Source organism: Agromyces sp. NPDC055661 (assembly GCF_053618135.1).
Window position 1 is genome coordinate 2,853,830 of the sequence record NZ_JBSHHC010000001.1, and the last position, 14,594, is coordinate 2,868,423.

The 14,594-nt window shown below is 72.1% G+C and carries 18 protein-coding genes and 1 tRNA gene; 8 read left to right on the forward strand and 11 right to left on the reverse strand.

The features are described from left to right. Nucleotides 1-25: 25 nt before the first annotated feature. Together ACWGO8_RS13230 and ACWGO8_RS13235 are read right to left on the reverse strand one after the other, a co-directional pair. Nucleotides 26-1,891 (reverse strand): helicase-associated domain-containing protein, encoded by a 1,866-nt coding sequence (locus tag ACWGO8_RS13230; RefSeq protein WP_452043457.1) that lies wholly within the window; start codon nt 1,889-1,891, stop codon nt 26-28. 10 nt (nt 1,892-1,901) lie between these two features. Further along, a complete protein-coding gene (locus tag ACWGO8_RS13235) occupies nt 1,902-2,177 on the reverse strand; it encodes a multidrug ABC transporter ATPase (protein WP_452043458.1) in 276 nt (91 codons plus the stop codon). Nucleotides 2,178-2,285: 108 nt separating this feature from the next. On the opposite strand from ACWGO8_RS13235, the gene ACWGO8_RS13240 reads away from it, so the two are divergent. Next, complete coding sequence (locus ACWGO8_RS13240; protein ID WP_148733984.1) at nt 2,286-2,666, forward strand: cold-shock protein; 381 nt, start codon at nt 2,286-2,288, stop codon at nt 2,664-2,666. Continuing rightward, complete coding sequence (locus tag ACWGO8_RS13245) at nt 2,659-3,546, forward strand: DUF3027 domain-containing protein (RefSeq protein WP_452043459.1); 888 nt, start codon at nt 2,659-2,661, stop codon at nt 3,544-3,546. Before ACWGO8_RS13240 ends, ACWGO8_RS13245 begins: the two co-directional genes overlap by 8 nt. On the opposite strand, the gene ACWGO8_RS13250 is transcribed toward ACWGO8_RS13245, so the two are convergent. Both ACWGO8_RS13250 and serC read right to left on the reverse strand, forming a co-directional pair. Continuing rightward, the gene (locus ACWGO8_RS13250; RefSeq protein WP_452043460.1) at nt 3,522-3,788 is read right to left on the reverse strand and encodes a DUF2530 domain-containing protein; all 267 of its coding nucleotides are present in this window, start codon (nt 3,786-3,788) and stop codon (nt 3,522-3,524) included. The genes ACWGO8_RS13245 and ACWGO8_RS13250 overlap by 25 nt on opposite strands. A gap of 5 nt (nt 3,789-3,793) precedes the next feature. Further along, entirely contained in the window at nt 3,794-4,909 is a 1,116-nt protein-coding gene (gene serC / locus ACWGO8_RS13255; protein WP_452043461.1) for a phosphoserine transaminase, read from the reverse strand. 68 nt (nt 4,910-4,977) lie between these two features. Here serC and ACWGO8_RS13260 point away from each other — a divergent pair, with 68 nt between their 5' ends. The 4 genes from ACWGO8_RS13260 to ACWGO8_RS13275 all read left to right on the forward strand — a co-directional run bounded on the left by ACWGO8_RS13260 (nt 4,978) and on the right by ACWGO8_RS13275 (nt 8,630). After that, complete coding sequence (locus ACWGO8_RS13260; RefSeq protein ID WP_376954221.1) at nt 4,978-5,670, forward strand: metal-dependent transcriptional regulator; 693 nt, start codon at nt 4,978-4,980, stop codon at nt 5,668-5,670. A gap of 264 nt (nt 5,671-5,934) precedes the next feature. Continuing rightward, the gene (locus ACWGO8_RS13265) at nt 5,935-6,717 is read left to right on the forward strand and encodes a C40 family peptidase (RefSeq protein ID WP_452043462.1); all 783 of its coding nucleotides are present in this window, start codon (nt 5,935-5,937) and stop codon (nt 6,715-6,717) included. Nucleotides 6,718-7,077: 360 nt separating this feature from the next. Beyond that, a complete protein-coding gene (locus tag ACWGO8_RS13270) occupies nt 7,078-7,575 on the forward strand; it encodes an HNH endonuclease (protein WP_376954223.1) in 498 nt (165 codons plus the stop codon). A 134-nt stretch (nt 7,576-7,709) separates the two neighbouring features. Then, complete coding sequence (locus ACWGO8_RS13275; RefSeq protein ID WP_452043463.1) at nt 7,710-8,630, forward strand: CHAP domain-containing protein; 921 nt, start codon at nt 7,710-7,712, stop codon at nt 8,628-8,630. Nucleotides 8,631-8,904: 274 nt separating this feature from the next. Here ACWGO8_RS13275 and ACWGO8_RS13280 read toward each other — a convergent pair whose 3' ends face one another. After that, nucleotides 8,905-9,945, reverse strand: a complete 1,041-nt coding sequence (locus ACWGO8_RS13280) for a lactonase family protein (protein WP_452043464.1) — start codon at nt 9,943-9,945, stop codon at nt 8,905-8,907. A gap of 87 nt (nt 9,946-10,032) precedes the next feature. On the opposite strand from ACWGO8_RS13280, the gene ACWGO8_RS13285 reads away from it, so the two are divergent. After that, nucleotides 10,033-10,104: transfer RNA gene (locus tag ACWGO8_RS13285), tRNA-Arg, on the forward strand. 13 nt (nt 10,105-10,117) lie between these two features. Here the strand turns inward: ACWGO8_RS13285 and ACWGO8_RS13290 are convergent. The 6 genes from ACWGO8_RS13290 to ACWGO8_RS13315 form a co-directional block, all read right to left on the reverse strand. Continuing rightward, entirely contained in the window at nt 10,118-10,879 is a 762-nt protein-coding gene (locus ACWGO8_RS13290; protein ID WP_452043465.1) for a PspA/IM30 family protein, read from the reverse strand. After that, nucleotides 10,876-11,487, reverse strand: a complete 612-nt coding sequence (locus ACWGO8_RS13295) for a hypothetical protein (protein WP_452043466.1) — start codon at nt 11,485-11,487, stop codon at nt 10,876-10,878. Before ACWGO8_RS13295 ends, ACWGO8_RS13290 begins: the two co-directional genes overlap by 4 nt. 235 nt (nt 11,488-11,722) lie before the next feature. After that, nucleotides 11,723-12,037 carry a DUF7882 family protein gene (locus ACWGO8_RS13300; RefSeq protein ID WP_452043467.1) on the reverse strand — a complete coding sequence of 105 codons (315 nt, stop codon included), beginning with the start codon at nt 12,035-12,037 and terminating at the stop codon, nt 11,723-11,725. A gap of 120 nt (nt 12,038-12,157) precedes the next feature. Beyond that, the gene (locus ACWGO8_RS13305; protein WP_452043468.1) at nt 12,158-12,847 is read right to left on the reverse strand and encodes a TMEM175 family protein; all 690 of its coding nucleotides are present in this window, start codon (nt 12,845-12,847) and stop codon (nt 12,158-12,160) included. Between the two features lie 59 nt (nt 12,848-12,906). Beyond that, complete coding sequence (locus ACWGO8_RS13310) at nt 12,907-13,179, reverse strand: hypothetical protein (protein WP_452043469.1); 273 nt, start codon at nt 13,177-13,179, stop codon at nt 12,907-12,909. Next, nucleotides 13,176-13,340 (reverse strand): hypothetical protein, encoded by a 165-nt coding sequence (locus ACWGO8_RS13315; protein ID WP_452043470.1) that lies wholly within the window; start codon nt 13,338-13,340, stop codon nt 13,176-13,178. The genes ACWGO8_RS13310 and ACWGO8_RS13315 overlap by 4 nt, the downstream gene beginning before the upstream one ends. Before the next feature lie 186 nt (nt 13,341-13,526). On the opposite strand from ACWGO8_RS13315, the gene ACWGO8_RS13320 reads away from it, so the two are divergent. Beyond that, nucleotides 13,527-14,594, forward strand: a complete 1,068-nt coding sequence (locus ACWGO8_RS13320; RefSeq protein ID WP_452043471.1) for an ATP-dependent DNA ligase — start codon at nt 13,527-13,529, stop codon at nt 14,592-14,594.

Here is a 14,594-nt window from a genome sequence, read left to right on the forward strand (position 1 = left end):
ACGCCGCTGTGCACGGATGCCGCGCCTAGACGTTCGTCGGCGCCGGCGACACCGCGGCGATCGCCGACAGCGGCAGCGTGCGCTCGATGTCGGCCTTGCGGTCGCGAGCGCGCAGCCGCCCGTTGGCGACGCTCGCGGGCGCGAGGAGGTAGTCGGCGGTCTGGCCGCCGGGCATCCGCACGGTGACGGTGAGCGTCTCCTTCGCGCGAGCCGCCGCCTCGAGCTGCCGCGCGAGCCACGCCTGCTCGGTCGCGCCCTCGTCGCCCGTCGCGAGCACGCGGTCGAGCATCGCGGCGACCGGATCGGTCTTCGGCGGCGGGGGCGGCGCCGGCGCGAGCCGGTGGCGCTTCAACCGGATGATGTCGCCGTTCGCGTCCTCGGCGGCCACCGGGTACTTCGCGTCGGAGAGCGCCCAGAACACGACGTCGGGCGTGAACCGCGAGAGCAGGCGGTGCGGCCCGGTCTGCCGGAGCCCGAGCGACGTGAGCGACTGGTCGACCGCGAGCGTGCGCACGAGCTGCTCGTCGTCGGACCGGATGGACGCCCGCGCCGGGACATCCGTCTCGTCGGCTGCGGCAACCCGTACCGAGCCGAACCGCGTCGACGCCTCGGCCACGAGGTACTCGAGCGGCTGCGGGATGCCCGTGAGCGAGAGCCCGCCGAGGAACTCGAGAATCGACTCGGCCGACTCCCCGGCGGCCAGGCCGCGGTTCACGGATGCCGCGTTGATGCGGTAGGTCGACGCCAGGTCGCGTCCCTCGACGTCGGCGAACCCGCGCAGCCGGGCGTCGAGCGCGGGCTCGAGCGGACCGGGGGACACGACCGTGAGGTCGTGCTGCAGGTAGACCTTGTCGACCTGCGCGGGGAAGTGCGCCGCGAGCGCTCGCGCGGCCCGGTCGATGTCGCCCGCGAGCACGAGGCGTCCCGGTTCGATCGGCTCGCCCGCCACCGCGAGCCCGAGCGCCTCGGCTTCGGCGACGAGCCGGTCGAGCCCGTCCTCGATCCAGCGGCCGCCCGCCGGGTAGAACCAGTGCACGTCATCGCGCAGGTCGGTGGCGGTGAGGTTCTCGCTGCGCCGGGCGACGAGCTCGCGCAGCGGGGCGGGCACGCGGTCGCGCCAGCACTCCGCGAGGCGCCGCCAGCGACGAGCGGCGCTGTGCTGGGTCCACTCCGCGCCCTGGTCGGACTCCAGCCAGAACGCGCCGTCGCGCACCACGAGGCCGGCCTCGTCGGCGCGGTGGAAGAGCCGGGGGAGCGACTCGAGCGCGACGCCGCTCACCTCGGCGAGGCGCTTCGAGTCGGGCAGCGCGAGGCCGCCCTTCGCGAGCTCGCGGGCGGGCTGGTTGCCGAGCTCGGCGAGCAGCTCGGCCGTCGCGGCGACGGTGGCGTACGCGGTCTCGGCGGCGCGCCGCTCGAGCAGGCTCCGGTCGATGTCGTCGACCCCGACGAGCACGGGCGGCGCGGGCGCCGCGAGCTCGTCGGCGGGCGGGATGTCGCGCGGGGTGTGCATGGCGATGCGGCCCGTGACCGCGTTGGGCACGTGCACGTGGTCGTCGGAGTGCACCACGATCAGCAGCGCGGCCAGCTCGTCGACGAGGGCGGGCGCGGCATCCGCCAGCTCGTCGGTGGCCCCGAGCTCCTGCAGCCGGCCGCCGACGGCCTCGAGCGTGGAGTCGCCGTGCTCGTCGGCCACCTCGGAGGCCGCGGCGAGCACGGCGAGGTGTCGCCGGTCGAGGCGGCTCAGCGCATGGTCGACCGAGTCGGGCGCGAGCAGCACCTCGGCGAGGTCGAAGAGGTCGCGCACGCCGGAGGCGTCGAATTCGCGCGCCTGCAGTGCCGACGCGAGTTCGGGTCGCGGCAGCCCCCTGAGTCGTGCGGCGAGCTCGAGCATCGGCCGCCGGTCAGCTCGATCCGGCTCGGCCGGCGCGGGCTCGACGGACGCCGTTGACGATGAGGAGCGCGATGAGGAGGAGGAACGCGATGGGCAGCCCGAACAGCGGGAGCGTCAGCACGAGGGGCCAGATGCCCTGGCTGAAGCCGTCGTTCTCGCCGGCCCCGACGGCCGTGCCGATCATGACCGCGATGAACGCGAGGATCGAGAGCCCCACGATCGCGACGAACATGTACGCGAGGACGCGCTCGGCACGGTGCTGGGTCACGGGACCGGAATCGCTCACTTTCCCAGAATAGGGCAGCGGACGGTCCTCGGGGTCGAGGACTCGTAGACTGGATGGAGCACGGCGACGCGGTCCAGCGCGCCCTCCGACGCGAGCGAGGTTCACACGATGCCCACCGGCAAGGTCAAGTTCTACGACGAGGAGAAGGGGTTCGGCTTCATCAGCTCCGATGACGGCCAGGAGGTCTTCCTCCACGCGTCCGCCCTCCCCGCCGGCGCGACCGTGCGCAGCGGCACCCGCCTCGAGTTCGGCGTCGCCGAGGGCAAGCGCGGTGCGCAGGCGCTCTCGGTGCGCGTACTCGACGCGCCCGTGAGCCTCACCAAGATCAACCGCAAGCCCGCCGACGACATGGCGATCATCGTCGAGGACGTCGTGAAGGTGCTCGACGGCATCGGCGCCGACCTGCGCCGCGGCCGCTACCCCGACAAGTCCAAGGCGCGCACGGTCGCAGCGGTGCTGCGCAAGGTGGCAGACGACCTTGATGCCTGAGCCGACCGAGCAGACCGAGGCGGTCGAGACGCCGGTTTCGACGGATGCCGCGGCGCCCGCCGAGTCGACGGATGCCGCTGAGGCGGCCGAGTCGACGGATGCCGCTGAGGCCGCCGAGTCGACGGATGCCGCGGCGCCGGCCGAGGCGCCCGCCCCGGTGTTCGAGCCCGACGCCGTCCTCCTCGACGCGGTCGACCTCGCTCGACGCGCGCTCCTCGAGGTGACCGCTCCCGAGACCGTCGGATCGGTCGTGAGCCACGTCGCCGAGGACGAGCACGTGCTCACGCTGTTCTTCGCCGCCGACCTCGCCGGGTATCCCGGCTGGCGCTGGAGCGTCACGATCGCCCGCGTCGACGACGCCGAGCCGACCGTGCTCGAGACCGAGCTCATGCCCGGTGACGCCGCACTGCTGGCGCCCGAGTGGATCCCATGGTCGGAGCGCCTCGCCGAGTACCGCGCCGCCCAGGAGGCGGCCGCCGCGGCCGCAGCCGAGGCGGCGGGAGACGACGAGGAGTCCGAGGCCGAGGGCGAGCCCGACGAGGGCGACGAGAACGAGGACGAGTCCGACGACGAGGATCTCGACGAGGACGACGAGGACGACGACGATGACGAGTCCGACCTCGACGACGACGTCGAGCTCGACGCCGCGTTCGGCCACGACGACGGGCACGACGAGTTCGACGGCATCGACATCGACGCGCTCGACGACTCCGACGACTCCGACGAGTCGGACGACGAGGACGCGGACACCGACGATTCCGACGATTCGGACGCCGACGCGGACACCGACGACTCGGACGACGAGGACGCGGACTCCGACGACTCCGACGACGCCGACGAAGACGACCCCGAGGATCAGCCGGCCGAGCCGGCCTCCTGACGCGCGGCGCGCCGCCGGACCACCAGCACCGCGACGAGCCCGATCACGCCGAGCACGAGCCCGGTGAGGGCCGCCCACAGCAGCCAGCCGAGCCCGGCGGCCTCGAGCGGCGCGCGGAAGGCGAGCGACACGACGAGCGCCACGAGCCACGCGATGGTGCCGACGAGCACCGCCTTGCGCGCGTCGGCCCGTGCCGGCGCCGGATCGGGGCGCCGCTCCGACTCGTTCAGCCAGAGGCGCACGGGACTCAGTCCATCCGCTCGAGCACGTAGTCGATCGACGTCGTGAGGGCGCGCACGTCGTCGGGCTCGATGGCCGTGAACGTCGCGACGCGCAGCTGGTTGCGGCCGAGCTTGCGGTAGGGCTCCGTGTCGACGATGCCGTTCTCGCGGAGGATCGACGCGATGCGCGCGGCATCCGTCGACTCGTCGAAGTCGATGGTGACGACGACCTGCGAGCGGTCCGCGGCATCCGTCACGAAGGGCGTCGCGACCGGCGTGCGCTCGGCCCAGTCGTAGAGCACCGAAGAGGACTCGCGGGTGCGGGCGTCGGCCCAGGCGAGGCCGCCCGACCCGTTCATCCAGTCGAGCTGGCTCTCGAGCAGGAGCAGCGTCGCGAGGGCCGGCGTGTTCAGCGTCTGGTTGAGGCGGGAGTTGTCGACCGCGTTCTTCAACGAGAGGAACTCGGGGATGTAGCGGTCGCTCGCGGCGAGGCGCTCGACGCGCTCGATCGCGGCGGGGGAGAGGAGCGCGAACCAGAGTCCGCCGTCGGAGGCGAAGTTCTTCTGGGGCGCGAAGTAGTAGACGTCGAACTCGGCGGGGTCGACCGCGACGCCGCCGGCCGCGCTCGTGGCGTCGATCACCGTGAGTGCCCCCGCGTCGCCGGCGACCCGGCGCACCGGGGCCATGACGCCCGTGGAGGTCTCGTTGTGCGGCCACGCGTAGACGTCGACGCCCTCGACGGGCTCGGGGTTCGAACGCGTGCCCGCGTCGGCCTTGCGCACGTCGGGCGCCTCGAGCCACGGCGCACCCGCGGCCGCGGCGAACTTCGCGCCGAACTCGCCGAACGAGCAGAGCTGCGCCCGGCGGTCGATGAGGCCGGATGCCGCGGCGTCCCAGAAGGCGGTGGAGCCGCCGTTGCCGAGCACGACCTCGTAGCCCTCGGGCAGCGAGAAGAGGTCGGCGATGCCCGTGCGGACACGGCCGACGAGGTCCTTCACGGGAGCCTGGCGGTGGGACGTTCCGAGCAGGCGGGGGCCTTCGGCGGCGAGGTGCGCGAGCTGCTCCTGGCGGACCTTCGAGGGCCCGCAGCCGAATCGTCCGTCGGCGGGCAGGAGGTCGCTGGGGATGACGAGGCTCGGCATGCGACGAGTCTAGCGAGGGGGCGGTGGCCGCTAGGCTTGATGACGGGCTGCGACAGGGAGGGCTTCTGGTGACCGATCTCATCGACACGACGGAGATGTACCTCCGCACGATCCTCGACCTCGAGGAGGAGAACATCGTGCCGCTGCGCGCCCGCATCTCCGAGCGCCTCGGCCACTCCGGCCCCACCGTGTCGCAGACGGTCGCGCGCATGGAGCGCGACGGCCTCGTGGTCGTCTCGGGCGACCGCCACCTCGAGCTCACGCCCGAAGGGCGCAGCAAGGCCGTGCACGTCATGCGCAAGCACCGCCTCGCCGAGCGGCTGCTCGCCGACGTCATCGGCCTCGACTGGGAATACGTCCACGACGAGGCATGCCGCTGGGAGCACGTGATGAGCGAGCAGGTCGAGCGCCGCCTCATCGAGCTGCTCGGCCAGCCGCGCGAGTCGCCGTACGGCAATCCGATCCCGGGGCTCGAGGAGCTCGGGGTCCCGGCCGCCGACCCGTTCATGTCGGGCGTCGTCCGCGTGCTCGACGCGGTGTCCGCGAGCGACCAGCCCGTGCGTGGCGTGGTGCGGCGCCTCGGGGAGCCCGTGCAGTTCGACCCCGAGTTGCTCGCCCAGCTCAAGCAGGCCGGCGTGGTGCCCGGCGCCAAGGCGGTCTTCAGCACCGCCGGCCCCTACGTGCTCGTCGAGGTCGACGGTGTCGACGGCGGGCTCGAGCTGCCCAGTGAGGTCGCGGGCCACATCTTCGTCGCCGAATAAGCCCTGATCACGGCCACTCCGTGATCAGAATGTGACATTCGGGCGATCGTCGCGTATCGTCGAACGGGTTCGCCGGCACGAAGCCGGTCGGCGGAACAGCATCGAGATCGCCCCCAGGCACCCACCGCTCGATGCAGAACCCGTGACGCGCCGCGTGCGCACGAGGTGGGACGACCGGAACCCGGGTCGTGGGGCGGCGGAGGACACGTTTTGGCTCGAATCTCCCGGCGAAGCGCCACCCGTACCGGCGCTCGCAGGGCCCTCGTGACGGCGAAGGCCGCACCCAAGGCCCCGGCCCCCCGATCAACCGACCTCGCTGAGCAGGTCTCCGCGGCGCCGCTCCCCTCGACCACCCGCCGCCTGCGGCGCGGCGGTGTCGCGAACGTCGTGGTCATGACCGTGGCCGCCGGCATCGTCGGCACGCTCGCGATCCCGGCCTATGCCATGGCCCCCGGCTCGCAGGGCCCGCAGTTCGGCACGACCGCCGAGACCTCGCTCACCAAGGCGCAGGCCCAGACGATCGAGGTGACCGACGACGTCGCCGTCGCCCAGGCGTCGAAGGACACGTTCTCCGTCACCACCGGCGAGGAGATCCGCGCCGCCGAGGAGGCGGAGGCCGCCCGCGTGGCGGCCGAGGCCCAGATGGCCGCCTACGCAGCGGCGTACTCCGGACTCTCCGCCGAGGAGCTGGCCGCGGCTCCGGTGTACGGCTCGGCCGACCCCGCCAGCCTGTACTCGGTCGCGCAGCAGTACCTCGGCGTGCCCTACGTGTACGGCGGTGCGACGCCGGCCGGCTTCGACTGCTCGGGCCTCGTCCAGTACGTCTACGCACAGTTCGGCATCAGCCTGCCCCATTCGTCCTCCGCCCAGGGCGCAGCCGGCACCCAGATCCCCGAGTCCCAGGCCGTCCCGGGGGACCTCGTGGTGATGGACGGGCACATCGGCTTCTACGCGGGCAACGGCCAGATCCTGCACGCACCGTACGAGGGCACCTCGGTGCGGATCCAGCCGATCTGGACCAGCGACTACTACATCGTGCGCATCTGAGATGTGAACATCGCGTGACGCGAGCTGTGAATGGCGTGCCGGGAGGACCCGGCACGCCATTCGTGCCTTACCCTTGAACCCTGACGATCCGAGAACCGGGCAGGGGAGAGCCGATGGTCGCGACGCGCAGCATCCATTCCACGGATGCGCGCGCGCAGTTCCACCAACGGCACAGCAGTCAGCCGACCACGATCCGGGCGACCACGCCGACGGGCACTGTCTTCACGACGGTGCCCGTTCTGCGTTTTCGGCCCCTGGTCGCGGCGACGGCACCACTCCCTCCGGTGCGCCACGACGCGCGCTCGTCGTCGATCCGTTCACGCGGCTGGAAGCCATCCAGCCCCGATCGAAAGGCACCCCATGCGCACACTCGTGCTCAACGCGGGCTATGAGCCCCTCGCCGTCGTCTCGTTCAAGCGCGCCCTGCTCCTGGTCATGAACCAGAAGGCCACCGTGCTCCTCCACGAAGAGGGCAATCCGGTGTACGCGACGAGCGGTTCGTGGGAGCGCCCCAGCGTCATCCTGCTCACCCGCTACGTGCGAACACCCCGGGTGCACGCGGTGCCGGTGAGCCGGCGCGGGGTGCTGCGACGCGACGAGCACCGGTGCGCGTACTGCGCGCGCTCGGCGGCCACGATCGACCACGTGCTCCCGAGATCGCGCGGCGGCCGGGACACGTGGGAGAACCTCGTCGCCTGCTGCCTGCGCTGCAACAACACCAAGGGCGACCACACGCCGGCCGAGATGGGCTGGCAGCTGCGCTTCACGCCGGGGATGCCGCAGGGCCGCAGCTGGGTCGTGCGCGGGTTCGAGCGGCCGCTTCCGCAGTGGGACGAGTACCTCGCCACGGCCGCCTGAACGGTCCGTGACTTCCCTGCGCCCGTGCCCTATGGTGGAACGAGTCCGGAGACCCCTGACCTCCGGCGCTCCCGATGAAGCCACCCCGTTCCGGGCTGCACTGCGGCCTCCGACGGGACCCGGAGGTCCGACTGTTGCACGGTGACGAGAACGACGCCCCCGAGCTCACACGCTCCGAGCGCCGAGCGGCCGACCGCGGCCGCGCACGTCGCACCGCGCCGAAGCCGGGCCGTCGCGCCCGAGCGGCCCGAGCGGATGTCGCGGCCGCCGCACCCGCGTCCCGTGACGTCGCGGCATCCGCCGGCCCGGCTCGCGACGTCGTGGCCGCACCCCGCGCGCCCCGCCGCAACGGGCCCGCGCGCGTGTTCGCGACGGTCCTCGTCGTGCCGGCGATCGTGGGCACGGTGGCGCTGCCCGCCTACGCGATGATCCCGGGCGGCGGGTTCGAGGCATCCGGTGCGTTCAGCCTGGCGAGGGCCGAGGCGCAGAACGTCGACGTGTCGGCGCTCGCGAGCGGCAAGCCTCTGTCGAGCGACGCCTACTCGGTCACGACGAAGGCCGAGATCGACGCTGCCGCGGCCGAGGCTGAGCGTGCGGCGTACGGCGCTCAGCTCAACCGCTCGGGGGCGTACTACACGCCCGCCCAGCAGGCCGAAGGCGACGACTACCCCTGGTGGAACGAGACCCCCGACGACTACGGCGGGGGTCTTTCGCCGCTCAGGTACTACTACCGGGAGTGCGTCGACTTCGTGGCGTGGCGCCTCAACCGCGACGCGGGCGTGACGAGCGCACCGTGGAAGTGGGACTGGGGCAACCTCGCCTCGGGCAGCGCCTATGCCTGGGCCGACGAGTGGGTCCGCCACGGCTGGGCCACGAGCAGCGATCCGATCGTGGGTTCGGTCGCGTGGTTCCCGTACAACCACGTGGCCTACGTGCAGGCGGTGAACGGCGACGGCACGGTCACGATCGAGGAGTACAACCAGAACAGCGACCACTCCTACCACGTGCGCACCATCCCCAACGGGTCGGCGATCTACCTCTACCCGCCCGTCTGACCCGCGGTAGGGTCCGCCGATTGTGGACGCAATGGCGAAAACGCCATGCAACCTTGGACGACTCGGACAGTGACCCGTGCCGCACCACTCCCGTAACGTGGGACCTCATTCCACGGAGGAGCAGGTGACGGCGATGACGCAGCCCTTGGACGAGGCACGACTCGAGGAGATCGGGTTCGTCGACGAGCTCGCGCCCACGACCTCCGCGATCGTCGTCCTGGGTTACAACTGACGCCCACGCTCCTCGGCTGACGCGCCGCTTCCGGCGCAGGCCTCAGGGAACGCGTGCGAGGCACGCGGGCGCCGGCGTGCCGACGGTGCCGACGACCTCGGTGGGCACGCCGTCCTCCAGGCGCACCACCGCGATCGAGTCCGACTGCTGGTCGGCCACGAGCGCGTGCCGCTCGTCGTGCGTGACGTGCAGGTCCCGCGGATGGCGTCCGCCCGTGGGCACGGATGCCGCGTGCTCGAGCGTCCGCGCGACGGGGTCGAAGCGCAGGGCGACGAGAGCGTCCGCATCACGGTCGCCGACGAGCACCGTGCCCGCGCGCGTGAGGCGGATCGCCGAGAGGCCGAGTCCGCGCCCTCCGACGCGCTCGTCGACCGGGAACGCCGCGAGCTCCCGGCCCTCGACGAGGTCGACCACGCTCGCGGTGCGATCGAGCTCGTTCGCGACGATCGCGACGTCGCCGGCGATCACGAGGTGACGCGGACCGGCGCCCGCGTGGAGCACCACGTCGTCGGCCTCGTCGTGCGGCAGTTCTGCGGGCAGCCCGCCCAGCACGAGCACGCGGATCCGGTCGGAGCCGAGGTCGGGCACGAGCAGCCGGCCGCGCTCAGCGTCGACCACGGCCTGGTGCGGATGGGGTGACGACTGGCGCTCGGCGTTCGGTCCCGACCCCGCGAAGGCGATCGAGAACACGGCCGACGCCGCGACGTCCGGTCCCACGGGGTGGGCCGTGAGCCGCCCGCCCGAGTAGTTCGCCGCGAACGCCCACGCGCCCGATTCGTCGAATGCGACATGGCAGGGGTCTGCCGCTTCCGTCGCCCCAGGCAGGCCGAAGGGGAGCACGCCGACGCCCTCGAGGGTCCACGTGGACACGGCGCCCTCGGCGACCTCGTGCACGATCGCGAGCACCCCCGTCGCGGCGGACACGGCGAGGAACATCGGGTTGGCACCGACGTCGACCGGCTCGCCGAGGATCGTCGAGCCGTCGGCCGCGACGTCGAGCGGGCGGATGCCGCGCGCCGCGGATCCGAGTGCTCCCGCCGTGGACGCGCCCACCCAGAACCTCGTGGTCTCCGCTGCCGACATGGTCGCTCCTCCTGCGGCCGTGCCGCGTCCGCGGGCGCCTCGCGCACCGCTGGACACGCTACCCGAGCCGGTAGACTCGTGCGGTCAGCCTCTGTAGCTCAATGGAAGAGCAGCTCCGTCCTAAGGAGAGGGTTGGGGGTTCGAGTCCCTCCAGGGGCACCGCGCGATCGCCTCACCCCTGCCCGATGCTCAGCCACGCGTCGGGTCCGCCGCGCCGCTCGGAACCCGTGACGTCGGGCGAGCCGCCGCCGCGCATCACCTCGAGCTGACGCTCGACCTCGGCCTGCGCGGCGATGACCGAGAGCTGGCGCTCGATGTCGGCGTCGGGTGCCGCCGTCAGGTCCTTGAGCGCACCGCTCGCGAGCAGCTCGTCCGTGGCCTGCGCGCGCGCCTGCATCTGGGCGACGCGGTCGCGCGCCCGGTCGAGGCTCGTGCCGACGTCGTGGATGCTGGCGCCGAGTCCGGCGACCGCCTCGTTCGCGCGCACCTGCGCCTCGGACGCGGTGTAGGTGGCCTTGATGGTCTCCTTCTCGATGCGGAAGGCGGCGATCTGCTCGGAGAGCCGGCGTTCGCGGTCCTGCAGCTGCGCCGTCTGCTGCTGGAGCGACGAGTACTGGTCCTGCAGCTTCGCGACCTGCCCTTGGAGCAGTGAGCGGCGTTCGAGGGCGGCCCGTGCCAGGTCCTCGCGCCCCTGCGCGACGGCCTCGTTCGCCTGGGCGCCGAGGCGTGCGTAGCGCTCGCCCATCTCCTGCCCCTGCAGCTCGATGCGCTTCTTCGCGGTCGCGACCTCGGCGACCGCCTGGCGCACCTGCTGCAGGAGCTTCACCTGCTGCTCGTAGTTGTCGTCGAGCGTCTCGCGAGGATCCTCCATGCGGTCGATCGCCTTGGAGGTCTTGCTCCGGAAGATGGTGCGCATCCGTGCGGTGTTGCTCATGATGGGGTCTCCTTCTCTCTGACGGTGGAAGCGATGGGTCGGTGGGCGTCGGGCCGGTTGAGCGCGTGCAGCTCCTCGATGCCGGCGTGCAGTGCGGCGACCTCGCGGTCCATGTCGGCGCGCAGCGTGGTCAGGGCGTCGTCGCTCGGTCCGGTCAGCCCGGATGCCACGGCGGCACGCAGGTGGCGCACGAGCACGGCGACCTGGTCGACGCGGTACCGGGCGGCGGGCACCTCCGCGGCGAGCACGCCCTGGTCGGTCTCGCTCTCGAGGAGGCCCAGCTGCGCGTCGAGCGCGACGCCCTCCTGCCGGATGCGCGTGAAGAGCCGGGGGAGCTCGCCGCGCGGCCCGGCGCCCTGCGCCGCCAGGTCGACCGCCGCCTGCCCGCTGGCGAGGAGGTCGCCGAGCCGCACGCGCAGGGCGAGGATCGTGCGCTGCGGTCCTCGGCTGAACTGCGCGCGGGTCCGCAACGTGGCGCCGCTGACCCGCCGGTTGTCGCGGATGCGCCGGAACACCGCCCGGATGACGAGGACGACGGCGACGATGGTGAGGACGCCCATCAGGATGACGATCCCGAGTGCGGCGAGCACCCATTCGAGGCCGGTCATGCCGACCACCCCCGCCGGTTCCTCGTGGTGCGCCGTGCGTCGTGATTGAGCTCCATGGGTCCGCCTTCGTGAGCACCTTCGATTCGGTGATCGCGAGCATAGGACGCGATATAACGCGACGCCATGACGCGATATAACGCAAACCTACGCCGAAGGCGGCCGGGGTGCGAGCGTTCGGAGCGAATTCCCATGCCACCGGCCCTCGAACGGGTGGCGTGGAGCTGTCCGGGGGCCCTCAGTCGCCGTTCGACGCCTCGTCGATCGGGATCGGCGGCTCGGGCACGACGACGAGCCCGCCCGACGAGCTCGCCACGAGGGCCAGCTCCTCGAGCCAGGCACGATTGAGCTTCGGTCGCCGGTTGCCGTGGAAGACGAAGGCGATCGGCGTCGCCGGGCTGATCCAGACCGTCATCGCCCGACGGTCGTCGCTCCAGGTGAACGGGAAGCTCTCGAGGCGTCGCAGCTTGTTCACGATGATGACCTGCAGGTGGGCGAGGGTCCGGTCGTCGAACTCCGCCGCATGGTCATCGTCGTACACCAGCGAGCCCATGGGCACTCCGTTCCGCGCGCCGGCGAAGGGTGGTGCGCGGGTGGTGCGCTGCGAGCCGGGCCGGATCATCCTCTCCGCCGCCACGGAATCGCGGGAGGGTCTTGACTTGAGCCCTCGCGATCAGGAACGTTCCGGCGTGTTCGCCGCCTCGGCGACGACCCTCGCGACCGCGCGCTCGGAGAGCGAGCCGCTGATGGGTCCGATGATGAACAGCAGCGCCCAGCTCCAGCGCGCGGCATCCGCACCCCAGGCGTAGGCGATCGGGATCGACAGGAGGAAGACCGCGGGCGTCGTGAGCGTGTTGAGGAACCGGATGTGGTCGGCCCGGCGCGGCAGGGGGTCCGCGATCATGCCGTCATGGCGGGCCACGTAGAACACGACCGACTGCGCGAGCACGGCGCAGGAGATGTTCACGGCGTAGAGCGCGATGGCCAGCGGCTCGGCCGAGGTCTCGAGGTCGGCGATGCCCTGGGTCGTGAACGGGATGAGCACGACGAACGCGATGGCCACGAGGTTCGCGACGATCGTCGCCGGACTGAATCCGCGGAACCCGGCGACGAGGCGGTGGTTGACCCGCCAGAAGACGGCGATCACCACGAAGCTGATCCCGAAGCCGAGGAGCTGCCATTCGAGCCCGCTGCTCATCAGCTTCGAGAGGCTCGTCCAATCGGATGCCGCGGGCGGGTCGATGTTCACCACGAGCAGCGTCACGGCGAACGCGTACACCGCGTCGAAGAACGCGATCGCGCGGGAGAACTCGACGCTGTCGCGCCCGTACTCCTCGGCGGAGGCCCCCCGGTCCGTGCCCACGACAGGAGTGTGCCGTGCAGCGAGGGCCGCGGGGCATCCGACGCGCCGACGTGCGCTGGTCAGGTCCAGTCGACGGCGTGCACCCAGCCGGCGATGTAGGCCCGCTCGTTCGAGCCCAGCCGGAGGTCGCCCCGGGGGAGCGGCTCGTCCTCGAGCTCGCAGAGTTCGAAGATGCGGCGCACGACGTAGGCGCGCAGGGGCGCGTGGAGGTTCTCGAGCACCTCGCGCTGCAGCGGACGCTCGAGCATGGGCCACCAGATGCCGATCGGCGGGAGGCCGTGCCGGGGTTTCGGCCGGTCGTCGTGGGCCGGCTGGTCGACGATGGCGCTCATTGCGCCGGCTCCTCGGCCACGTGGCCGGTGTCGGGGTCGCGCACGACGACGTGCTCGTCGGCGTCGGCGTCCTCCTCGGCCCGCTGGTGCTGCTCGGCGGCGTCGACCGCCTCGTCGAGTTCGTCGGCCGCGCTCGGGTCGGTAGGGTTCGGGTCGCTCATCATGGCTCCTCGCTCGCTCGCTCGGCCGACCTCCCCCACGGGACCGGCCGATTCCGACGGTACGTCGGCGGCGCTCACCAGCGGCAGGGGATTGACCCTGTCGGAGGGCGGTGCTACCCGAGGCCTCCTCGCGTCCACGGTCGCTCGGCGGGTGCGGAACGGCGCCGCCGCCACCATGATGGACGGATGGACCTCCCGGTGATGCCGCCCGTTGCTCCCATGCTGTCGAAGTCCGTGAAGGAGATCCCCGACGTGGGCCACGTGGAGCCCAAGTGGGACGGGTTCCGCACGATCGTGTTCAAGGACGGCGACGAGATCGAGCTCGGCAGCCGCAACGAGCGGCCGATGACGCGGTACTTCCCCGAGCTCGTCGAGGCGCTGCGCGAGAACCTGCCCGGGCGGTGCGTGGTCGACGGCGAGATCATCCTCGCGATCGACGGGCGCCTCGACTTCGAGGCCCTCCAGCAGCGGATCCACCCCGCCGACAGCCGCGTGCGCATGCTCGCCGAGCGCACGCCCGCGTCGTTCGTCGGCTTCGACCTGCTCGCGATCGGCGACGAGGACCTCATGGGCCGCCCGTTCGTCGAGCGGCGCACGCGGCTCGAGGAGGCGCTCGCCGCGGCATCCGACCCCGTCTTCCTCACGCCCGCCACCGCCGATCTCGCCGAGGCGCGCGACTGGTTCGTGCGCTTCGAGGGCGCCGGGCTCGACGGCGTGGTGGCGAAGCCCCTCGACGGCACCTACCAGCCCGACAAGCGCACGATGTTCAAGGTCAAGCACGAGCGCACGGCCGACTGCGTCGTCGCCGGCTTCCGCTGGCACAAGACCGGCGGCATCATCGGGTCGTTGCTGCTCGGGCTCTACGGCGAGGACGGGCGGTTGCACCACGTCGGGGTCGCGGCGTCGTTCCCGATGGCGAGGCGGAAGTCGCTGGTGGCCGAGCTCGAGCCGTACGTCGCGGACGACCCCTCGCAGCATCCGTGGGGCGAATGGGCCGACCAGGAGGCGCACGCCTCGACGCGGATGCCGGGCGCGGTGAGCCGCTGGAGCGCCGGCAAGAACCTCTCGTTCGTGCCGCTGCGGCCCGAGCTCGTGGTCGAGGTCGCCTACGAGAAGATGGAGGGCGACCGGTTCCGGCACACGGCGCAGTTCCGCCGGTGGCGCACCGACCGCACCCCCGAGAGCTGCACGTACGAGCAGCTGGAGTCACCCGACGACCTCGAGCTCTCGGAGATCCTGCCGCTGCAGGGCTGA